The organism is Mycobacterium sp. E802, from assembly GCF_001666875.1.
Classification (GTDB): domain Bacteria; phylum Actinomycetota; class Actinomycetes; order Mycobacteriales; family Mycobacteriaceae; genus Mycobacterium.
Genome location: NZ_LZJD01000148.1, coordinates 40,734 through 62,584, shown reverse-complemented (window position 1 = coordinate 62,584; position 21,851 = coordinate 40,734). Strand labels below are relative to the sequence as shown.

General features: G+C 68.1%; 22 protein-coding genes. 11 read left to right on the top strand and 11 right to left on the bottom strand.

Annotation, left to right across the window (positions count from 1 at the left end; genetic code table 11):
* The 3 genes from A5699_RS28745 to A5699_RS21400 all read right to left on the bottom strand — a co-directional run.
* Positions 1-311: alanine and proline-rich secreted protein Apa (locus A5699_RS28745; protein ID WP_231965788.1), on the bottom strand; the 311-nt coding region annotated here is incomplete at its 3' end.
* Between the two features lie 220 nt (positions 312-531).
* Complete coding sequence (locus A5699_RS21405; protein WP_067773563.1) at positions 532-1,620, bottom strand: sulfate/molybdate ABC transporter ATP-binding protein; 1,089 nt, start codon at positions 1,618-1,620, stop codon at positions 532-534.
* Positions 1,611-2,405 carry an ABC transporter permease gene (locus A5699_RS21400; protein WP_067773533.1) on the bottom strand — a complete coding sequence of 265 codons (795 nt, stop codon included), beginning with the start codon at positions 2,403-2,405 and terminating at the stop codon, positions 1,611-1,613. Before A5699_RS21400 ends, A5699_RS21405 begins: the two co-directional genes overlap by 10 nt.
* A 177-nt stretch (positions 2,406-2,582) precedes the next feature.
* On the opposite strand from A5699_RS21400, the gene A5699_RS21395 reads away from it, so the two are divergent.
* From A5699_RS21395 to A5699_RS21385, 3 genes are all read left to right on the top strand, one after another.
* Positions 2,583-3,257 (top strand): SDR family oxidoreductase, encoded by a 675-nt coding sequence (locus A5699_RS21395; RefSeq protein ID WP_067773529.1) that lies wholly within the window; start codon positions 2,583-2,585, stop codon positions 3,255-3,257.
* A gap of 18 nt (positions 3,258-3,275) precedes the next feature.
* Complete coding sequence (locus A5699_RS21390; RefSeq protein ID WP_067773526.1) at positions 3,276-4,205, top strand: LLM class F420-dependent oxidoreductase; 930 nt, start codon at positions 3,276-3,278, stop codon at positions 4,203-4,205.
* 97 nt (positions 4,206-4,302) lie between these two features.
* Positions 4,303-5,676, top strand: coding sequence for an NAD(P)/FAD-dependent oxidoreductase (locus tag A5699_RS21385; RefSeq protein ID WP_067773523.1), 1,374 nt, complete (start codon positions 4,303-4,305; stop codon positions 5,674-5,676).
* On the opposite strand, the gene A5699_RS21380 is transcribed toward A5699_RS21385, so the two are convergent.
* The 8 genes from A5699_RS21380 to A5699_RS21345 form a co-directional block, all read right to left on the bottom strand.
* Positions 5,673-6,320 carry an urease accessory protein UreD gene (locus tag A5699_RS21380; RefSeq protein WP_067773520.1) on the bottom strand — a complete coding sequence of 216 codons (648 nt, stop codon included), beginning with the start codon at positions 6,318-6,320 and terminating at the stop codon, positions 5,673-5,675. The genes A5699_RS21385 and A5699_RS21380 overlap by 4 nt on opposite strands.
* Entirely contained in the window at positions 6,320-7,006 is a 687-nt protein-coding gene (ureG, locus tag A5699_RS21375) for an urease accessory protein UreG (RefSeq protein ID WP_067773517.1), read from the bottom strand. The genes A5699_RS21380 and ureG overlap by 1 nt, the downstream gene beginning before the upstream one ends.
* Positions 7,007-7,028: 22 nt before the next feature.
* Positions 7,029-7,664 (bottom strand): urease accessory protein UreF, encoded by a 636-nt coding sequence (locus A5699_RS21370; protein WP_067773514.1) that lies wholly within the window; start codon positions 7,662-7,664, stop codon positions 7,029-7,031.
* A complete protein-coding gene (locus A5699_RS21365) occupies positions 7,665-9,386 on the bottom strand; it encodes an urease subunit alpha (protein ID WP_067773511.1) in 1,722 nt (573 codons plus the stop codon).
* Positions 9,383-9,697 (bottom strand): urease subunit beta, encoded by a 315-nt coding sequence (locus A5699_RS21360; RefSeq protein ID WP_067773508.1) that lies wholly within the window; start codon positions 9,695-9,697, stop codon positions 9,383-9,385. Before A5699_RS21360 ends, A5699_RS21365 begins: the two co-directional genes overlap by 4 nt.
* The gene (locus A5699_RS21355; RefSeq protein ID WP_067773506.1) at positions 9,694-9,996 is read right to left on the bottom strand and encodes an urease subunit gamma; all 303 of its coding nucleotides are present in this window, start codon (positions 9,994-9,996) and stop codon (positions 9,694-9,696) included. Before A5699_RS21355 ends, A5699_RS21360 begins: the two co-directional genes overlap by 4 nt.
* Before the next feature lie 70 nt (positions 9,997-10,066).
* Positions 10,067-10,468, bottom strand: coding sequence for a PaaI family thioesterase (locus tag A5699_RS21350; protein WP_067773503.1), 402 nt, complete (start codon positions 10,466-10,468; stop codon positions 10,067-10,069).
* Between the two features lie 156 nt (positions 10,469-10,624).
* Positions 10,625-11,395: an iron reductase gene (locus A5699_RS21345; RefSeq protein ID WP_067773500.1), complete on the bottom strand. Its 771-nt coding sequence runs from the start codon at positions 11,393-11,395 to the stop codon at positions 10,625-10,627.
* 224 nt (positions 11,396-11,619) lie between these two features.
* Here A5699_RS21345 and A5699_RS21340 point away from each other — a divergent pair, with 224 nt between their 5' ends.
* The 8 genes from A5699_RS21340 (at position 11,620) to A5699_RS21305 (ending at position 21,825) form a co-directional block, all read left to right on the top strand.
* On the top strand, positions 11,620-12,036 hold the full coding sequence (locus A5699_RS21340; protein WP_067773498.1) for a BlaI/MecI/CopY family transcriptional regulator: 417 nt from the start codon (positions 11,620-11,622) through the stop codon (positions 12,034-12,036).
* Positions 12,037-12,050: 14 nt separating this feature from the next.
* Positions 12,051-13,022, top strand: coding sequence for a M56 family metallopeptidase (locus tag A5699_RS21335; RefSeq protein ID WP_067773495.1), 972 nt, complete (start codon positions 12,051-12,053; stop codon positions 13,020-13,022).
* 51 nt (positions 13,023-13,073) lie between these two features.
* A complete protein-coding gene (gene gndA, locus A5699_RS21330) occupies positions 13,074-14,540 on the top strand; it encodes an NADP-dependent phosphogluconate dehydrogenase (protein ID WP_067773492.1) in 1,467 nt (488 codons plus the stop codon).
* Between the two features lie 23 nt (positions 14,541-14,563).
* Complete coding sequence (locus tag A5699_RS21325) at positions 14,564-16,000, top strand: GuaB1 family IMP dehydrogenase-related protein (RefSeq protein WP_067773489.1); 1,437 nt, start codon at positions 14,564-14,566, stop codon at positions 15,998-16,000.
* A 234-nt stretch (positions 16,001-16,234) separates the two neighbouring features.
* Complete coding sequence (locus tag A5699_RS21320) at positions 16,235-17,602, top strand: hemolysin family protein (RefSeq protein WP_067773486.1); 1,368 nt, start codon at positions 16,235-16,237, stop codon at positions 17,600-17,602.
* A complete protein-coding gene (locus A5699_RS21315; RefSeq protein WP_067773483.1) occupies positions 17,595-18,686 on the top strand; it encodes a hemolysin family protein in 1,092 nt (363 codons plus the stop codon). The genes A5699_RS21320 and A5699_RS21315 overlap by 8 nt, the downstream gene beginning before the upstream one ends.
* Positions 18,679-19,572, top strand: a complete 894-nt coding sequence (locus A5699_RS21310) for a 3-methyladenine DNA glycosylase (protein WP_231965786.1) — start codon at positions 18,679-18,681, stop codon at positions 19,570-19,572. The genes A5699_RS21315 and A5699_RS21310 overlap by 8 nt, the downstream gene beginning before the upstream one ends.
* 78 nt (positions 19,573-19,650) lie before the next feature.
* Positions 19,651-21,825 (top strand): malate synthase G, encoded by a 2,175-nt coding sequence (locus A5699_RS21305; RefSeq protein WP_067773477.1) that lies wholly within the window; start codon positions 19,651-19,653, stop codon positions 21,823-21,825.
* Positions 21,826-21,851: the final 26 nt, after the last annotated feature.

The window sequence follows — 21,851 nt, the reverse complement described above, 5'->3', positions numbered from 1 at the left end:
CCCAAGAGGTGGCGGTCCACCCCGGCCGGCGTCGCGCGCCGTGCGGGGTGGGTCCGACTCATCTGTTGAAGGCCCGTCGAGGCGGGTGCACCTGGCGCAGGAGCCGGCGCGGGGGCTGGAGCCGGTGCGGGCGCAGGTGCGCCTGGAGCAGGTGCCGGCGCGGGGGCCGGCGCCGGGGGCGCCGGTACCGGATCCGCATACGCCACCGTCGGCAGCGCTACCGCCGCCGCCGTCGCGCCGGTGATCGCGGCCAACGCCAGCTTCTTCGACAGACCTCTGCGCCGATGAGACATCGCGTCCGACTCGTCCATGGGGAAGAAACTACCGTGTTACCGCCGTGACGCAAGTGTGAGTTGCTCTTAGAGTGTTCAAACGAGAATTTGCCGCACTTCGAAAGATCCCACCTGAACGCGGGTATGACGCGTTGCTGGCACACGCGGGCCCCAGGCGCCACGCCGAGCCTGGCAACCCACCCCCTGCACCCGCCTCGACGGGCCTTCAACAGATGAGTCGGACCCACCCCGGCCGGCGTTACGCGCGCCGTGCGGGGTGGACCGCCACCTCTTGGGCCTTCACCGCGAAATAGACCGTGTCCCCCGGCGCCAAGCGCAGCTCAGCCGCTGACTCCGCCGTGACGTCGGCGGCCAGGCCGGGCGCGCCGTCGGGCTGTTCCTCGGCCCGCACCCGGATACCCGGACCCCTGCTGTCGAGCTCGGCCACCGTCACCGCCACCGTGTTACGCGGACTGCCATGGGGCTGCTGGCGGTACACCGCGACCGACGACGGCGAGAAGACCGCCACCGCCGGCGTGCCCGGTGGCACCTCGACCGCCGGTGTGCCGTGCCAGGTCGCGGACCAGGAGGTGGCCAGCGCGCCGTCGGCAGTTACCGTCCCGCCGACCAGGTTCACCCCGGCGAACCGGGCCGCAAAATGACTCCGAGGTGCCGCCAATACCTCTGTGGCTGAACCGTTTTCGACTATGCGACCAGCGTCGACAACCACCACCCGGTCGGCCAGGGTCAGCACGTCGAGCAGGTCATGGGTGATCAGCACCGCGCATCTGCCGGCAGCGGCCAGCACCCGCCGCAACACCCTGCGCATCGATGCCGCCACCGCCACGTCCAGCCCGGCCATCGGTTCGTCCAGCAGCAGCACCTCGGGATCGGCGGCCAACGCCCGGGCCAGGGCCACCCGCTGAGCCTGACCGCCGGACAACCCGCGCGGGCGACGGCCTGCCAGCTCTGTCGCATCGACCTCGGCCAACCAGTGCCGGGCTTTCTCGTGCGCGGCCCGCCGACCGAGCCCACCGGCACGGGCGCCGAATGCGACATTGGCCAGCACGCTCAGGTGCGGGAACAGCAGCGAATCCTGCAACAACAGGCCCGTGCGGCGGGCGTGCGTCGGTACGTGCACGCCCGCCGCGGTGTCGGTCAGAACCCGGTCACCCACCGAGATGCGTCCCGCATCGAGTGCGACCAGCCCCGCAATCGCGTGCAGCGTGGTCGACTTTCCCGCACCGTTGGGGCCCAGCACCGCCAGCACCTCCCCCGGCGCCACATCGAATTCGATGTCAAGGCAGCGGCTTTCGACGACGGCCCGCACCTGCAGCGTCACCCCCAGCCCCCTGCCCGCAACCGGCGGCTGCCCAGCCCGACAACCACCACCGCGGCCACGGCGACCAGCAGCACCGACAACGCCACGGCGGCGTCGGCGTCGCTCTCGCGCTGCAGATAGATCTCCAACGGCAGCGTGCGGGTGACACCCTGCCGTGATCCCGCGAACGTCAGCGTCGCGCCGAACTCGCCGAGTGAGCGCGCGAAGGCGAGCACGGCACCCGAGACCAACCCCGGCCGCAACAGCGGCAGCGTCACCCGCCACCACACCGTCGCAGGCGAGGCACCCAGCGTCGCGGCGACGACCTCGAAATCGGCTCCCGCGGTACGTGCGGCCCCCTCCAGCGAGATCACCAGGAAAGGCAACGAGACAAAGGTCTGTGCCAGAACCACCGCGACCGTCGTGAAAGCGATCTGCACGCCCGCGGCCTCCAGATACCGGCCGATCAGTCCCAGCCGACCGAAGGCGTACAGCAGCGCGATGCCGCCCACCACCGGAGGCAGCACCAGGGGCAACAGGATCAGGGGACGTACGACGCGGGTGACGGGCCCCTCGACGCGGGCGAGCACCAACGCCAGCGGAACCCCGAACAGCACGCACAACGCCGTGCTGGCCAACGAGGCCTGCAGGCTCAGCCGCAGAGCCGCGGTCGAGGACTCACTGGAGATCAACGAACCGAACTGCGGCCAGTCCACCTTGGCCACCATCGCCGCGAGAGGCAGCACCACGAATATCGTGCCGAGCGCCGCAGGTAGATAGATCCAGCGCGGCAGTGGCGGCGGCTTCGTCACGATGGGCCCACGCCGGCCACGTCGACGCAGGTCGCAGCGTTGGGTCCGATCATTGCCGCAACCTTATTCGAGGCCGCACCGGGCGCGCCGGTTTCACCACCTAGCTACCGTCCAGTAACATCGACGGGGATCGCCCCCCGTCCGGCGCGGCGATCCCCGGGTACATGGAGGTACATCATGGCGGAGGTGCTGGTCACCGGCGGTGACACCGAACTCGGCCGCGTGATCGCGGCAGGTTTCCTGGATGCCGGCCACAATGTGATCATCGCCGGCGCGCGCCGCGAAGATCTGGAGCTGAACGCCAAGCAGCTCGACATCTCCTCGATCGTGTTCGACAACACAGATCCGGCAAGCGTCGAGAACGCCCGCACCCTGTTCCCCCACCACATCGACACCCTGGTCAATGTCCCGGCGCCGCTGTTCGAGGCCAAGGACCCGCGCACGTTCACCCTGGCCGATCTGGCCGGCGCGTGGCACAACGCGCTCGATGCCACCGTGGTTTCGGCGGCGTTGACCGTGCAGATCGTCGGCGACCACCTGCGGTCCGGCGGATCGATCATCAACGTGGTTGCCGCCAGCCCGCGCGATGGCAGCGCCGACGCTGCCATCAAGGCGGCCCTCAGCGATTGGACAGCCGGTCAGGCCGCGTACTTCGGCACCAGGGGAATCACCGTCAACGCCGTGGCGCCCGGCCTCACCGCCGAGCCCGGATACGATGGCCTCGGTACCACCCCGCCGTCAACGGCGGACGAATTCGCCCGCCTCGCAGTCTTTTTGAGCACACCGGCGGCTCGCCACATCACCGGACAGACGATGCACGTCAGTCGCGGTGCCATGGCAACTCTGGGATAGCGCGCTAGGGTCGGAACAGTGACAATCCGACTCGGACTCCAGATACCCAACTTCTCCTACGGCACCGGCGTTTCCGAACTCTTTCCGACCGTCATCGCCCAGGCACAGGAAGCCGAGGCCGCCGGCTTCGACTCCGTCTTCGTGATGGACCACTTCTATCAACTGCCGCAGATCGGTACTCCCGACCAGCCGATGCTGGAGGCCTATACCGCGCTCGGCGCACTGGCGACCGCAACCGAACGCGTCCAACTCGGCACGCTGGTCACAGGCAACACCTACCGCAACCCGACCCTTCTCGCCAAGGCCATCACCACGCTCGACGTGATCAGCGCCGGCCGCGCAATCCTCGGCATCGGCACCGGCTGGTTCGAGCTCGAGCACGACAGCCTCGGCTACGAATTCGGCACCTTCACCGAACGTTTCAAGAAACTGGACGAAGCACTGCAGATCATTCTGCCGATGCTCGAGGGCCGGCGCGCGACCTTCAGCGGCACGTACTACCGGACCGAGGAGGCGTTCGCCGAACCCCGCTTCCGGGACCACCTCCCGCTGATGATCGGCGGCAGCGGCGAGAAGAAGACCATTCCGCTGGCGGCTCGATTCTTCGACCACCTCAACGTGATCGCCGGCTTCGACGAACTACCCCGCAAGGTGGAAGTTGCCAAGCAGCAATGCGAGGCGATCGGCCGTGACCCGGCAACTCTGGAGACCAGCATGCTGGTGTTCACGATGATCGACGACAACATCACCGCCGACATGATCCCCGACGAGGTCAAGCAACAAGTGGTGTTCGGCAGCGCAGAGCAGGTGGCCGAACAGGTCAAGACCAAGATTCTCGACGCCGGAATCGACGGAGTGATCCTGAGCCCGACCACCCACCTCACCGGTTACAACCCCGGGGGCATCACGGCCGTCGCCGAGGTGTTGAAGCCGATGATATCCGGGTAGACATTCGGTTCGGTGGGCATCTCGCCGCACCCGAGGGAATGATGCCGACTAACCTGTCGGTTGTATCGAGTGGCAAACACGTCCGCGAGGAGCAGCAATGAGCCATCCCGGAGCTACGGCATCGGATCGGCATAAAGTAGTCATCATCGGATCGGGCTTCGGCGGGCTGACCGCCGCCAAGACCCTCAAACGTGCCGACGTCGACGTCAAGCTGATCGCCCGCACCACGCATCACCTGTTTCAGCCTCTTCTCTACCAGGTGGCCACCGGCATCATCTCCGAAGGCGAGATCGCCCCGGCCACCCGGGTGATCCTGCGCAAGCAGAAGAATGCCCAGGTGCTGCTGGGTGACGTCACCCACATCGACCTGGAGAAGCGGACGGTCGACTCCGTCCTGCTGGGGCACACGTACTCGACGCCCTACGACAGTCTCATCATCGCTGCCGGTGCCGGGCAGTCGTACTTCGGCAACGATCATTTCGCCGAGTTCGCGCCCGGCATGAAGTCCATCGACGATGCGCTGGAGCTGCGCGGGCGCATCCTGGGCGCGTTCGAGCAGGCTGAACGGTCCAGCGATCCGGTGCGTCGCGCCAAGCTTTTGACGTTCACGGTGGTGGGCGCAGGTCCGACCGGCGTCGAAATGGCTGGGCAGATCGCCGAATTGGCCGATCAGACGCTCCGCGGCAGTTTCCGCCACATCGATCCGACCGAGGCCAGGGTGATCCTGCTCGACGCCGCGCCGGCCGTGCTCCCGCCTATGGGAGACAAGCTCGGCCGCAAGGCCCGCGAACGGCTGGAGAAGATGGGGGTCGAGGTTCAGCTCGGCGCCATGGTGGTCGACGTCGACCGTAACGGGCTGGCGGTCAAGGATTCCGACGGCACCATCCGGCGCATCGAATCGGCGTGCAAGGTGTGGTCGGCCGGGGTCTCGGCCAGCCCACTGGGCAAAGACCTGGCCGAGCAGTCCGGAGTCGAGCTCGACCGTGCCGGCCGGGTCAAGGTGCAGCCCGACCTGACCTTGCCGGGTCATCCCAACGTGTTCGTGGTCGGCGACATGGCCGCTGTCGAGGGGGTGCCCGGCGTCGCGCAGGGCGCGATCCAGGGCGGGCGGTACGCCGCCAAGCTGATCAAGCGTGAGGTCAGCGGCACCAGCCCGAAGATCCGGGCCCCGTTCGAGTACTTCGACAAGGGGTCGATGGCCACGGTGTCGCGGTTCTCGGCAGTGGCCAAGGTCGGCAAGCTGGAGTTCGCCGGGTTCTTCGCCTGGCTGTGCTGGCTAGTCCTGCACCTGGTGTACCTGGTGGGCTTCAAGACCAAGATCGTCACGCTGTTGTCGTGGACGGTGACGTTCCTGAGCACCAAGCGCGGTCAGCTCACCATCACCGAGCAGCAGGCCTACGCGCGCACCAGGATCGAGGAGCTCGAGGAGATCGCGGCCTCCGTACAGGAAACCGAGAGAGCGGCGTCCTAGCCGTTTGTGGTCTCTGGTGGCAGCCGGTCACCCTGCCAGGTGGCCAGGCTGCCCCCACGAGCCAGCTCCAATACCGTTCCGGCCGTCTCGAATGAGGTTGCGGGGTAACGCAGCTCGCTGATGCAGGCGCGCGGCGCGGCGATCGCGTCGTCCCCCACGGCGCCACAGCCCAGCTCGATGCGATGACGCAACAGCGGCACCGACTCCACGTCGGCATGCAACGCACCCGACCAGAAGCCCACGCGCTCACCGGTTCTGCCGATCTGGATGCGCTCACGAATGCGCACGTGCGCGGATTCGGTGAGCTGCAGCCGCGTCGCGCTGCGGTGCACCGAATTACCGGCCACCACCGTCGGCTCCGGATCGAGATCCAACTGCCCTGCCACGTCGAGCTCCCAACCCGCTGTCGATTCACGCGTGTGGGCACCCGGCAGTGCCATCGTGGCCGCGACCGTGCGAATCCGCAGGCGGGCACCGGCTTCCACCACCACGCGCACCGTGACGGTGTCACCGCCCAGCGGCGTGGCGGCGGTGGAGACGAGGTGGACGGTGTCGGGCCCGGTACGGCGGCCGGCCAACCCGCCGGTGGCCTCGATTCGCGGTATCCGCCCCGGTGTGGCCACGATGACGACGGTGGAGTCCATCATGTCGAGGAGGCCTGGACAACCTTCAGCTGTTCGCGCACCCAGTCCAGCACGGGCCCCGACGACGGGTCCTCGGTGAGAGAGATGAGCGCCGTCGGCCGGTCCGCGCGCACCTTGGCCGCGTCGCGACGCATGACGTCCAGATTCGCACCGACGAGTGGGGCCAGATCAGTCTTGTTGACCACCAACAGATCCGAGAACGTCACCCCCGGGCCGCCCTTGCGCGGCACCTTGTCGCCGCCGGCGACGTCGATGACGAAGATCTGCACGTCGATCAGACCCGATGAGAATGTCGCGGTGAGGTTGTCGCCACCGGATTCGACGAGGATCAGATCAAGTCTCGGGTTCACCTCGATAAGGTCTTCGATCGCATCGAGGTTGGCGGTGATGTCGTCGCGGATCGCGGTGTGCGGGCAGCCTCCGGTCTGCACCGCGGCGATCCGCTCGTCCGGAAGCACCGCGTGCCTGCGCAGGAAGTCGGCGTCCTCGGTGGTGTAGATGTCGTTGGTCAACACCGCCAGCGACAGTTCGTCGCGCAACTGCCGGCACAACGCCGCCACCAGTGCCGTCTTGCCGGAACCGACCGGACCGCCGACACCGATGCGCAGCGGTTCGCCGGGCCGGCGGACCCGCTTGGGCCGGTCGGTGTGGGCGTGAGGTTGACCATCGAGGAAATGTGGTGGCATGGCAGTCCTTTCAGCTCATGGATCAGGAAAAGAAGAGCGGTCGCTCGCGACGCGCATGCTGCTGGGCCAGCACGTCGAGCAGCGGATCCGAGAGATCGGCCAGTCCGGTCATGGCCTCGGTGGCCACCGCGTCACACCAGCCCGACAGCTCGAAGGTGAGTGCCGCGACATCGGCCGGGTCGAGCGCGAGCAATCGCTGTGCGGCCGTGGCCGACCCCGTCATCGTGGTGTAGACCACCGACAGCGCGGTCTGCTGCGGATCCAGTTGTGCCGCCGCCCCGACCGCGCCGGCCGCGACCGCCAGATGGGGCCGCCGGCCCAGGGCGTCCCACCGGGGCCCCGGCCAGACCCGACGCGCCAGCCGGGCCAAGCCCCGACCCTGTGCCCGGGACGCGTCGCGAGCAGCCGGAGCCGGTGTGCGGGCATCGGTTTCGGCGTTCGCGGCGACGGGATCCAGCACACCGGTGTGAACCGCGACGGCCACCGACGCGGTCACCAAGCCGCTGGTGCGGACGCGCCGGAGCAGGAAGGCACGCAATGTCGGGAGGTCGACAAGCAGACCGCCGGTCACCGCCTCCTCGACGCCGCCGGAGTGGACGTGGCCGCCGGTGGGCAACCGCGAGTCGGCGAGGGTCAGCAGGGTCGTCAGGCTGCTCATCTAGAACAGGAAATATCGTTGGGCCATGGGCAGTTCGGCGGCCGGTTGTTCCTGCCACACCTGGCCGTCGATGCGCACGGTGAAGGTGTCCGGCTCGACCTCGATGTCGGGAAGTGCGTCGTTGAGCGGCATGTCCGCCTTACCGATCCGCCGGACGTTCTTGACGCCCACCAACTTTCGGCGGATGTCGAGCCGATCGGCCAAGCCGTCCTCGAGTGCCTGCGGTGCGACGAAGTGCACCGACGTGGCCGCGGCTGCAGCGGGCGTGGCGCCGAACATGGGCCGCGGGAGCACCGGCTGCGGGGTGGGGATCGAGGCGTTGGCGTCGCCCATCGCGGCCCAGGCGATCATCCCGCCCTTGAGCACCGCGTGCGGTCGCACTCCGAAAAACGCCGGCTCCCAGAGCACCAGGTCGGCGAGCTTGCCCACCTCGACCGAACCGATCTCGCTGTCGAGGCCGTGCACCACGGCTGGGCAGATGGTGTATTTCGCGATGTACCGGCGGATTCGGTTGTTGTCTGCCGGGCCGTCCCCTTCGAGCGCGCCACGCCTGCGCTTCATCACATGCGCGGTCTGCCAGGTCCGCAACACCACTTCACCGATCCGGCCCATGGCCTGAGAGTCGCTGCCGATCATCGAGATGGCTCCGATGTCGTGCAGCAGATCCTCGGCGGCGATCGTCGACGGCCGGATCCGGCTCTCGGCGAAGGCGAGATCCTCGGGCACACTCGGGTTGAGGTGGTGGCACACCATGAGCATGTCGAGGTGCTCGTCGAGGGTGTTGACCGTGTGGGGGCGAGTCGGATTGGTCGAGCTGGGCAACACGTTCGGATGCGAGGCGACGGTGATGATGTCGGGCGCGTGCCCGCCGCCGGCGCCCTCGGTGTGATACGCGTGGATACCGCGACCCTTGATCGCGGCCAGGGTGTCTTCGACGAATCCCGCCTCGTTGAGCGTGTCGGTGTGGACGTTGACCTGCACCCCGGCGGCTTCGGCCACCGTGAGGCAGGCATCGATCGCCGCGGGCGTGGTGCCCCAGTCCTCGTGGAGCTTGAATCCTGCTGCGCCACCACGCAACTGCTCCCACAAGGCGGCGGGGTTCACCGTATTTCCTTTGCCCAGCAGCGCGACGTTGAGTGGCCAGGAGTCCAGCGCCTCCAGCATCCGGGCCAGGTGCCAGGCGCCCGGGGTGACCGTGGTGGCCTTACTCCCCTCCGCCGGGCCGGTCCCCCCGGCGACGATCGTGGTGACGCCGCCGCCGAGCGCCTCTTCCATGATCTGCGGACAGATCAGGTGCACGTGACAGTCGATCGCACCTGCGGTCAGGATGCGGCCGTTGCCGCCGATGACCTCGGTCGACGGACCGACGACCAGCGCAGGGTGCACGCCGGTCATGATGTCGGGGTTACCGGCCTTCCCGATTCCCACGATGCGGCCGTCACGGATCCCGATGTCGGCCTTGATGATTCCCCAGTGGTCGATGATGACGGCACCGGTGATGACGGTGTCCGGTGCGCCGTCGGCCCGAGTGGCACGAGCCTGCCCCATCGACTCGCGCAGCACCTTGCCTCCACCGAACACCGCCTCGTTGCCGGCCAGATCCGGTCCGCCGCTGCGGTCCTCGGTGATCTCGACGAACAAGTCGGTGTCGGCCAGCCGGATCCGGTCGCCGGCGGTCGGTCCGAACAGCGCGGCGTATCGCGCTCTGGTCAGTTCGGTCACAGGTCCTCCAACCGGCCCGGCGGGTTCAGGCTGATGCCGTGCACCTCGCGGCTCCCGCCGAGTGGTACCAACGAAACCCGCTGGGCGACACCGGGTTCGAAGCGGACGGCGGTACCGGCGGGGATGTCGAGGCGGTGTCCACGGGCGGCGGTCCGGTCGAAGTCCAGCGCGGTGTTGGCCTGCGGGAGGTGTACGTGGCTGCCCACCTGCACCGGCCGGTCGCCGGTGTTGACGATGTCCAGGATCAACCGGCGCGCACCGGCATTGAGCGCGATGACGCCCTCGCCGAAAACGATCTCACCGGGGATCATGCGATCGGGTGGTGGACGGTGACCAGCTTCGTGCCGTCGGGAAAGGTCGCCTCGACCTGCACGTCGTCGAGCATCTCGGGGACCCCCTCCATCACCTGCTCGCGGGTCAGCACGTCACGACCGCTGACCATCAGCTCGGCCACGGTGCGACCGTCACGAGCTCCCTCCAGCAGGTGATCGGTGATCACCGCGACGGCCTCGGGATGGTTGAGCCGCAGACCGCGAGCCTGCCGGCGCCGCGCCAGTTCGGCGGCATAGGAAATGAGTAGGCGCTCCTGCTCATGCGGGGTCAAACGCATAGTGGGCGATACTGCCATGGCGCGCACGGTCCGGCAGCGCTCAACTATTCGGCTCGATCGTTCGGCGCGATCATTCAGCGACGTTCTGCAACCGCACCTGACCGCGAGCCACCGTCTTGCCGTTCTCGTCGGTGATCGTGATGAGCCACAGCTGTTGACGCCGCCCCCGGTGGATGGGCTCGGACACCGCCGTCACCGTCCCCGAACCGATCGCCCGCAGGAAATCGGTGTTGTTGTTGACCCCGACCACGGTGCCGCCGCCGTTCTCCGACAACCAGATGTGGCCGGAGACGCTCGCCAGGCTTTCCACGATCGCGCAGTAGACCCCGCCGTGCACGATGCCCCAGGGCTGGAGCAACTTTTCAGTGATGGTCAGCTGCGCGCGACCGCCGTCCGGGGTGAGTTCGAGGTAGGTCAGGCCCAGTTCGGTGTCGAATCCCTTTTCCAGCCCCTCGGGCGTATCAGTGGTCACAGTCCTCGTGTCTACACGGCGGGGTGGAGAAAAGATGCGGGCGGGTCCCGCGTGTGAAACGCGGGACCCGCCCTCGAGCGGACCGGGGGTCTCTGCAGCCCTCAGGACTCCGGCGCGGTCCGTTGGTCTCGTGCCTCCATACTAGGCAAGGCTATCCTAATTAAGCAAGACCTTCCCGGCACGGACGCAGCCGCGGACCGGAAGGCCGAAGCCGACCAGGGCGTCGAGCACCGCCTGGCTGCGCCGCATGCTCACCACTTCGCTGGATCCCGCCAGCATCGGGACCTGGGTGGCCGCACCGACCACTGCTGCGCCCACCATGTGCCACATCGCAGCGATCGAGACCGCGCCGCCACTGATCTCCACCAGCCGAGTGAACAACGGCTCCAGCGCACGATGGCTGCGGTGCGCGACCCAGGTGGTCAACGCCGCCTCACTGGGCAACGCGACGATCCCGTCATGTGTGGCACTCGCGTAGCGGACAGCCCGGCCGGACAAGTCCGGATCCTCCGGCAGCCCGCGCAGGGTCGGGTCGACGACGCCGACCCAGTCGATCGCGCCTTCGGAGTCGACGTGGACCCAGAGGTTCTCCAGGCCGGTGTCCCAGGCCCGGCCCTCCAGCGCCAGCAGCGGTATCACTCGCCCGATCACCACGTGGGTCAACGTGGCGGCCAACTGCTGGGCGACGGCAGCCCGATTGGCGGTCTCGGCCATCGCCGCATCGAACATCGCCTGCAAGCGATTCGCCGTCAACGCCTCGGTCAGCGGCCACCACCGGCGGCGCGACAGATCGCCCACGACAGCCACGCCGTAGACCCGCGGACATTCCGGATACAGCTCACGCAGACGCCGGCTCGATTCATGCAGCGGCAGCGTCCGCTCGATGGCCATACCCGCGATCAGCGGATCTTCGATCAAGACCGTCATGCCACCTCCGAAGGCTCCAGTTTCACTTAGGTTAGCCTTACTATAGTCACGGGCAGCACGAGGGCTACCCCGTGTGATTGGTTTCACAAGCGGTCCGGCAACGGCCGCTGACCTTGATCTAAACCGTCGGCGGCGACGCTTACCGGCTTGCTGCCAAAGACATACGACGCGCGGTAGTAAACCCGTAGTACGCTGGCTTTACTGCTCAGGAGAGTGAACGGAACATGGCCAAATTGACGCGTCTAGGGGAGCTTGAGCGCGAGGTGATGGATCACCTGTGGTCCGCCCCCGAACCCCAAACAGTGCGCCAAGTCCACGAGGCGCTGGCCGCCCGCCGCGACTTGGCCTACACGACGATCATGACCGTGCTGCAACGACTGGCGAAGAAGAATCTGGTCGTGCAGCACCGCGATGATCGTGCGCACCGTTACGCGCCGACACACGGTCGCGACGAGCTCGTCGCCGGCCTGATGGTCGATGCCCTCGACCAGGCCGCGGATTCCGGCAGCCGCCAGGCCGCGCTGGTCCATTTCGTGGAGAGAGTCGGCGCCGACGAAGCCCGGGCTCTGCGGCGAGCGCTGGCCGAGCTGGAGAGCAAGCACCAACTGTCTCCACCGGCTGGCAATTCGGGCACCGCCTGAGAGACACTTACGGCGTGTCCGCGCTGGCCTTCACCCTCCTGGCGCTGGCGCTGGTAGGACCAGTGCCGGCGGTGCTGGCGCGCGCAACTTGGCCACTGCGCGCCCCACGCGCGGCGATCGTGCTGTGGCAATCGGTTGCGCTGGCCGCGGTCCTCTCGGCCTTCTCGGCCGGCATCGCCATCGCCAGCCGGCTGTTCGTGCCCGGTCCCGACGGCCGGCCCACCGCCACGATCACCAGTGAGATCGAGGCGCTCGGTTGGCCACTGTGGCTCGTCTACGTCGTCGTGTTCACCCTCACCCTGCTCATCGGCGCCCGGTTGTGTGTAGCGGTGGTCCAGGTGGCCGTGGCCACGCGGCGACGACGCGCCCATCACCGCATGATGGTCGATCTGCTCAGCAAGTCACGCCAGGCGGTGCAGTCACACCTCTGCACGGCACACCGCCCGTTGGCCGGTGGCGGACTGCGCATCCTCGACGTCGCACAGCCCCTGGCGTACTGCCTGCCCGGGGTGCGCAGCCGGGTCGTGCTCAGCGAAGGCACGCTCACCGCGTTGTCCGACAACGAGCTCGCGGCCATCCTGACCCACGAGCGGGCCCACCTGCGTGCCCGCCACGACCTGGTCCTGGAGATGTTCACCGCGGTCCACGCCGCGTTCCCGCGCTTTGTCCGCAGCGCCAACGCCCTGGATGCGGTCCGGCTGTTGATCGAGTTGCTGGCCGACGACGCCGCGGTCCGGACTGCCGGCCCCACTCCCCTGGCCCGGGCACTGGTCGCCTGCGCCGGCGGGCGCACCCCCTCGGGCGCGCTGGCCGCGAGCGGGCCGACCACCGTGATCCGGGTGCGACGCCTCGGCGGCAAGCCCAATAGCGTGGCATTGGCGGCCACCGCCTATCTGGCCGCCGCCGCTGTTCTGGTGGTCCCCACGGTCGCCGTCGCGGTTCCCTGGCTCACCGAGCTTCACCGCCTGTTCTCCGGGCTGGGATAACACCCGGTCCGACAGGCGTTCTGACACAACAAAACAACGAAAGGCTGCTGCATGACTTCGTCGAGGACCCCGTCGAGCACCACCGGCACTGCACAGATCGGGGTTACCGGCCTGGCGGTGATGGGTTCCAACATCGCCCGCAACTTCGCCCGGCACGGCTACACCGTCGCCCTGCACAACCGATCGATCGCCAAGACCGACGCCCTGCTGGCGGAGCACGGTTCGGAAGGCAAGTTCGTCCGCAGCGAGACCATCGCGGAATTCCTTGACGCGCTGGAGAAACCGCGTCGGGTCCTGATCATGGTCAAGGCCGGCGATCCGACGGACGCGGTGATCAACGAGCTCGCCGACGCCATGGAGCCCGGCGACATCATCATCGACGGCGGCAACTCCCTCTACACCGACACCATCCGGCGCGAGAAGGCCATTCGCGAGCGCGGGCTGCATTTCGTCGGCGCCGGCATCTCCGGTGGTGAAGAGGGTGCCCTCAACGGCCCGTCGATCATGCCCGGCGGGCCGGCCGAGTCGTACAAGAGCCTCGGCCCGCTGCTCGAGGAGATCTCGGCGCACGTCGACGGCGTGCCGTGCTGCACCCACATCGGCCCGGACGGTTCCGGCCATTTCGTGAAGATGGTGCACAACGGCATCGAGTACTCCGACATGCAGCTGATCGGTGAGGCCTACCAGTTGCTGCGCGACGGGCTGGGCAAGTCCGCCCCCGAGATCGCCGACGTGTTCGCCGAGTGGAACTCCGGCGAGCTGGACAGCTACCTCGTGGAGATCACCGCCGAGGTGCTGCGCCAGGTCGACACCAAGACCGGCAAGCCCCTGGTCGACGTGATCGTGGACGAGGCCGAGCAGAAGGGCACCGGGCGCTGGACGGTGAAGTCCGCCCTGGATCTGGGGGTGCCCGTCACCGGCATCGCCGAGGCGGTGTTCGCCCGGGCGCTGTCGGGCTCGGTGCCGCAGCGCAAGGCCACCGTCGGGCTGGCCTCGGGCCAGCTCGGCGAGAAGCCTTCCGACAGCTCGCAATTCATCGAGGACGTGCGCCAGGCCTTGTACGCCTCCAAGATCGTCGCCTACGCCCAGGGCTTCAACCAGATCCAGGCGGGCAGCGCGGAGTACGGCTGGAACATCACCCCGGGTGATCTGGCCACGATCTGGCGCGGCGGGTGCATCATCCGGGCCAAGTTCCTCAACCGGATCAAGGACGCCTTCGACGCGGAGCCGGATCTGGCCACCCTGCTCGCCGCACCGTATTTCCGTAGTGCGGTCGAATCGGCGATCGACAGCTGGCGTCGTGTGGTGAGCACCGCCACCGCACTCGGCATCCCGATCCCCGGCTTCTCCTCGGCACTGTCGTACTACGACGCGTTGCGCACCGAACGGCTGCCCGCGGCGCTGACCCAGGGCCTGCGTGATTTCTTCGGTGCCCACACCTACGAGCGCACCGACGCCGAGCGGGGTCAGAAGTTCCACACCCTCTGGAGCGGGGACCGCAGCGAAGTCACTGCCTGAGTAGTTCTGGGTAGATTCGGGGCGTGAGGTTTTTGAACGGGCACACCCCGCCGTACGACCTGACCTACAACGACGTCTTCGTCGTTCCCGGGCGCTCCGACGTGGCCTCGCGGTTCGACGTCGACCTGTCCACCGTCGACGGATCCGGCACCACCATTCCGGTGGTGGTGGCGAACATGACGGCGGTGGCGGGCCGGCGCATGGCCGAGACGGTCGCCCGGCGCGGCGGCATCGTGGTGCTGCCCCAGGACCTGCCGAGTTCCGTGGTGGCCGACACCGTGCAGTTCGTCAAGAGCCGCGATCTGGTCGCCGACACCCCGGTGACGCTGAGCCCCGACGATTCGGTGTCCGACGCGGCGGCGTTGCTGCACAAACGGGCGCATGGGGCCGCGGTGGTGGTGTTCGAAGGACGCCCGATCGGGCTGGTCACCGAGGCCGCCTGCGCCGGGGTGGACCGGTTCGCCCGGATTCGCGACGTCGCCGTGTCCGACTTCGTCACCGCGCCGGTCGGCACCGATCCGCGCGAGGTGTTCGACCTGCTCGAGCACGCACCGATCGACCTCGCGGTGCTGACCACCCCGGACGGGACGCTGGCCGGGGTGTTGACCCGGACCGCAGCGGTGCGCACCGGGATCTACCGTCCCGCCGTCGACGCGAACGGACGGCTGCGCATCGCCGCGGCCGTCGGTATCAACGGCGACGTCGGCGCGAAGGCCCGGGCCCTGGCCGAGGCCGGAGTCGATCTGCTGGTCATCGACACCGCCCACGGCCACCAGGCCAAGATGCTCGACGCCATCAAATCGGTGACCGCGTTGGACCTCGGTCTGCCGCTGGCGGCCGGAAACGTGGTGTCGGCCGAAGGCACGCGTGACCTGATCGAGGCCGGCGCCTCGATCGTCAAGGTCGGGGTGGGACCGGGCGCGATGTGTACGACCAGGATGATGACCGGCGTGGGCCGGCCACAGTTCTCCGCCGTCGTCGAATGTGCCGCTGCAGCAAGGGAACTCGGTGCGCACGTGTGGGCAGACGGAGGGGTGCGGCATCCGCGTGACGTGGCGCTGGCCCTGGCCGCCGGCGCCGCCAACGTGATGATCGGTTCCTGGTTTGCCGGCACCTACGAGTCCCCCGGCGACCTGCTGTACGACCGCCAGGAGCGGCCGTACAAGGAGAGCTACGGCATGGCCTCCAAGCGTGCGGTGGCCGCCCGCACGGCCGGCGACAGCCCATTCGACCGGGCTCGTAAGGCCCTGTTCGAGGAGGGCATCTCCTCCTCCCGGATGGCTCTCGACCCGGCCCGTGGCGGGGTCGAGGACCTGCTCGACCACATCACCTCGGGCGTCCGCAGCACGTGCACCTACGTCGGCGCGGTCAACCTCGCCGAACTCCACGAGAACGTGGTGCTCGGGGTGCAGTCGGCCGCCGGCTTCGCCGAGGGCCACCCCCTGCCGACGGGCTGGTAATCCAGCGAGTCGCGATACTATTGGGGTCCTGTATATCGAGTGGACGATCGCATACTGCCCGGTCGTCCGCTGTGTCAGATCGAACGAAAGGGTTCACGTGCCGCAGGCACCCACCGAGGCCTCCGGTTCTGAACCGGCCTTCGGGGCGGAACACCAGTCACTTCTGAGCGCCGACGACGACCCTTCTCCTAGTCGGCCGGGCCATCGGCCCGGCGTCTGCTTGGTGAGGATCTGATGGGCGGCTCGACGGACCTGGTGCTGTCCTTGTTGTCGATCCTCGCGATCGTGGTGTTGACCCTGGGCACCGCGGTGTTCGTGGCGGCCGAGTTCTCCCTGACCGCACTGGAGCGCAGCACGGTCGAGGCCAACGCCCGCACCGGCGACCGTCGCGACCAGCTGGTCCGTCGGGCGCACCGCACACTGTCGTTCCAGCTGTCGGGCGCCCAGGTGGGTATCTCGATCACCACGCTGGCCACCGGTTATCTGGCCGAACCCGTCGTCGGAGAGTTGATCCGGCCCGGTCTGGACGCCATCGGCGTGCCATCCAGGTTCGCCGGCGGCCTGTCGCTGTTCCTGGCGGTCCTCATCGCGACGTCGCTGTCGATGGTGTTCGGCGAGCTCGTGCCCAAGAACCTGGCCGTGGCCCGGCCGGTCCCGACGGCCCGGGCGGCAGCACCGTTGCAGGTGCTCTTCTCGATGCTGTTCACCCCGGTGATCCGGATGACCAACGGCACCGCCAACTGGATCCTGCGCCGACTCGGCATCGAGCCCGCCGAGGAACTGCGCTCGGCGCGCTCGGCTCAGGAGCTGGCCTCGCTGGTGCGCAACTCGGCCCGTAGCGGATCCCTCGACCCCTCCACGGCGTTGCTGGTGCACCGCTCGCTGCAGTTCGGCGAGCGCACCGCCGAGGAGCTGATGACGCCGCGATCCAAGATCGAGGTCCTCGACGCCGGTGATTCGGTCGCCGATCTGATGGAGGCCGCGATCCGGACCGGCTATTCGCGCTTTCCGATCGTCGAGGGCGACCTCGACGAGACCATCGGCGTGGTGCACGTCAAGCAGGTGTTCGCGATCCCGCGCGACGAACGCAGCCGCACGCGGCTGGCCGGACTGGCCCTGCCGGTGGCCACCGTGCCCTCCACCCTCGACGGTGACGCCGTGATGACCCAGATCCGGGCCAACGGCCTGCAGACCGCACTCGTGGTCGACGAATACGGCGGCACGGCGGGCATGGTGACGGTCGAGGACCTGATCGAGGAGATCGTCGGCGATGTGCGCGACGAGCACGACGACGCCACCCCCGACGTGGTCCCCGCCGGCGCCGGCTGGCAGGTGTCCGGCTTGCTGCGCATCGACGAGGTCGCGGCCGGCACCGGATTCCGTGCGCCCGAGGGCGAATACGAGACGATCGGCGGGTTGGTCCTCCAGGAGCTGGGCCACATACCGGAGAACTGCGAGGCCGTGGAGCTCACCGCGTTCGATCCCGATGGCGATCCCGACCGGCCGGTGCGATGGCTGGCCACCGTGGTGCGCATGGACGGTCGTCGCATCGATCTGCTCGAGCTCACGCGCCTCGACGGCCGGGAGGACAGCCATGGGTGACATTCTGGGCGTGCTGTTGACCGTGCTGCTCCTGGCGGCGAACGCGTTCTTCGTGGCGGCGGAGTTCGCGCTGATCTCGGCTCGCCGGGACCGGTTGCAGGCCCTGGCCGAACAGGGGAAGCGCAGCGCCGTCACCGTGATCCGGGCCGGCGAGCACCTGTCGCTGATGCTGGCCGGCTCCCAACTTGGCATCACGATCTGCTCGATCCTGCTGGGCCGGGTGGGCGAGCCGGCTGTCGCCCACCTGCTGGAGATGCCGTTCGGGTTGCTCGGGGTCGCCGACGCCGTCCTGCACACCGTCTCGTTCATCGTGGCGCTGGCCGTCGTGGTGATCCTGCATGTGTTGCTCGGCGAGATGGTGCCGAAGAACATCGCGATCGCCGGGCCCGAGACCGCCGCGATGCTGCTGGTTCCGCCGTACCTGGTGTACATCCGCGCCGCCCGGCCGTTCATCGCGTTCTACAACTGGTGCGCCAACGCCACGCTGCGGGCCTTCCGCGTCGAACCGAAGGATGAACTGGAATCGGCCGTGTCGACGGTCGAACTCTCGGAGATGATCGCCGAGTCGGTGTCCGAAGGGCTGCTCGACACCGAGGAGCACGGCCGGTTGACCCGGGCCCTGCAGATTCGCAGCCGCACGGTCAGTGACGTGGCGATGCCGTTGGACGACATCCACGCCATCCCGGTCGCGGCCGAGGGCAGCGGTCCGACGGTCGGCGCGGTGGAGCAGGCCCTGACCGAGACCGGTTACTCCCGCTTCCCGGTGACCGACACGTCCGGGACCGCCATCGGTTATCTGCACATCAAGGACGTGTTGCCGCAGCTCAACGATCCCGATGCGGTGGTGGACGTGGCGATGGTGCGTCCGCTGCCGCGGGTGCCCGCCTCGTTGCCGCTGCCCGACGCGCTGTCCCGGATGCGGCGCAGCAACAGTCACCTGGCCCTGGTGATCGCCGACGGCACCGCCGCCGAGAACCCGGACGGCGCCGATCCGGTCGGCGGCACCGTCACCGCCATGGTGGCGCTGGAGGATCTGGTCGAAGACCTGGTCGGCACGGTGCGTGACGGTACGCACCGTGTCTGAGCTGACGCTCTCGGCGATCGAACGGGTTCTCGACGAACCTGACTGGACCGCTGCCGAGGAGCGTCACCGCGACCGCGTCGAGCGCTTCGTGGCGCCGCACCGGCGCCGGCAGGAGCGCGGCGAGGCGCACCCGGTGTGGGACTTCCTGTTCACCTACTACAGCCTGCGGCCGCGCCAGTTGCGACGCTGGCATCCCGGCTTCGGCGCGGTGTTGGGCGGACCGGCCGCGCGGCGCTATCTCAGCGTCGGCGGTTACACCGAACACGCCCGCGGGGTCACCGTCGGGCATGACTATTTGGTCACACGCGCGGCGACCGTACGGTTCGTGGCACGCCTGATGCGCGCCACCGCTTCGCGGACACCGCGGATGAACTGTTTCGGCCTCCACGAATGGGCCATGGTGTACCGCTCGCCCGAGATCCGCCACGGCCAGGTGCCGTTGCGCCTCGGTGCCGCCGGAACTGATGCGGTGGTCGAGTCGATGCCGTTGCGGTGCAGCCATTTCGACGCCTACCGCTTTTTCACCGAAGCCGCCGCGGGCCGCAACGACCGAGCGCTGAGCCGGGAGCAGCAGATCGACACCGAGCAGCCGGGCTGCATCCATGCCGCCATGGACTGCTACAAGTGGGCCTACAAATTGGGCCCGCTGGTGTCCTCGGATCTGGTGATGGACGCGCTCGAACTGGCCGCCGACGCGCGGGCGTTGGATATGTGTGCCAGCCCATACGACTTGAGGCGCTATGGTTTCGAGCCGATCGCCATCGAAACACCGGCCGGGCGTGCCGAATACGTCAGGGCGCAACAACGCATCACCGAACGTGCGGCTCCCTTGCGGATCACGCTGGCTAACCAGTGTGAGCTGTTGCTCACCGGGCTGGACGGCTGAAAGGCCGACGTTACCAATGGGTAAGCTGGATAAACGGCAGGCGCCGCACGGCGCCTGGAGCCGAGGGAGGAAACGCGCATGACCAATCGCGTGACTGTCGGAAACCTGCGCGTGGCACAGGTGCTGCACGACTTCATCACCAACGAGGCACTGCCGGGCACCGGCGTCGACCCGGACAGTTTCTGGTCCGGCGTGGACAAGGTCGTCGCTGACCTCACCCCCAAGAACCAGGACTTGCTGGCCCGTCGCGACGAGCTGCAGGCCCAGATCGACAAGTGGCACCGCTCGCACGTGCTCGAGCCGGTGGACCCCGAGGCCTACAAGCAGTTCCTCACCGACATCGGTTACCTGCTGCCCGAGCCGGCCGACTTCACCGTCACCACCTCCGGCGTGGACGACGAGATCACCTCGACCGCGGGCCCGCAGCTGGTGGTGCCGATCCTCAACGCCCGCTTCGCGCTGAACGCCGCCAACGCCCGGTGGGGCTCGCTGTACGACGCGCTGTACGGCACCGACGTCATCAGCGAAGAGGACGGTGCTGAGAAGGGCACGGGTTACAACAAGACCCGCGGCGACAAGGTGATCGCGTACGCCCGCAAGTTCCTCGACGAGGCCGTGCCGCTGGCCGAGGGTTCGTGGGCCGACATCACCGAGGTCAAGATCGAAGACGGCGTGTTGTCCCCGGCCCTGGCCAACCCCGAACAGTTCGTCGGCTACACCGGCACGCTCGGTGAGCCGCAGTGGTCGGTGCTCCTGGTGAACCACGGTCTGCACATCGAGATCCTCATCGACCCCGACTCCCCCATCGGCTCCACCGACGCCGCGGGCATCAAGGACGTGGTGCTGGAATCCGCGATCACCACGATCATGGACTTCGAGGACTCCGTGGCCGCCGTCGACGCCGACGACAAGGTGCTGGGCTACCGCAACTGGCTGGGCCTGAACCGCGGGGATCTCGCCGAGGAGGTCAGCAAGGGCGGTAAGACCTTCACCCGCGTGCTCAACCCGGACCGCACCTTCACTCGGCCGGACGGCGAGGGCGAGCTCACCCTGCCCGGCCGTAGCCTGCTGTTCGTCCGCAACGTGGGCCACCTGATGACCAACGACGCGATCGTGGACGCCGAAGGTAACGAGATCCCCGAGGGCATCCAAGACGCGCTGTTCACCGGTCTGATCGCCATGCACGGCCTCAAGACCGGTGACGACAACGGCCCCCTGCAGAACAGCCGGACCGGCTCGGTCTACATCGTCAAGCCCAAGATGCACGGGCCCGAAGAGGTCGCGTTCACCTGCGAGCTGTTCAGCCGCGTCGAGGATGTCCTGGGCCTGCCGCAGGCGACGCTCAAGGTCGGCATCATGGACGAGGAGCGCCGCACCACGGTCAACCTCAAGGCCGCCATCCTGGCCGCGTCCGACCGCGTGGTGTTCATCAACACCGGCTTCCTGGACCGCACCGGCGACGAGATCCACACCTCGATGGAGGCCGGCCCGATGATCCGCAAGGGCGCCATGAAGGCCCAGCCGTGGATCAAGGCCTACGAGGACAACAACGTCGACGTCGGCCTGGCCACCGGTCTGGCCGGCAAGGCGCAGATCGGCAAGGGCATGTGGGCCATGACCGATCTGATGGCCGACATGGTCGAGCAGAAGATCGGCCAGCCCAAGGCCGGTGCCACCACCGCGTGGGTGCCGTCGCCGACCGCAGCCACCCTGCACGCCATGCACTACCACCAGGTGGACGTCGAGGCCGTGCAGAAGGAGCTGGCCGGCAAGACCCGCAGCACGATCGAGGAATTGCTGACGATCCCGCTCGCCGACTCGTCGCTGACCTGGTCGCCTGAGGAGATCCACGAAGAGGTCGACAACAACTGCCAGTCGATCCTGGGCTACGTGGTCCGCTGGATCGACGCCGGTGTCGGTTGTTCGAAGGTGCCCGACATCCACGACGTCGCGCTGATGGAAGACCGTGCCACGCTTCGGATCTCCAGCCAGCTGCTGGCGAACTGGCTGCGCCACGGCGTCATCACCGAAGAAGACGTCAAGGCCAGCCTGCGCCGGATGGCCGCGGTCGTCGACGAGCAGAACGCCGGCGACCCCGCGTACCTGCCGATGGCTCCGGATCCGGAGGCCAGTATCGCCTTCGGTGCGGCGCAGGAGTTGATCCTGTCGGGCGCTGCGCAGCCCAACGGCTACACCGAGCCGATCCTGCACCGGCGTCGCCGCGAGTTCAAAGCGAGCACCGCCGGGAAGTGATTAGACTTCGGCGGGTCCGGATGACT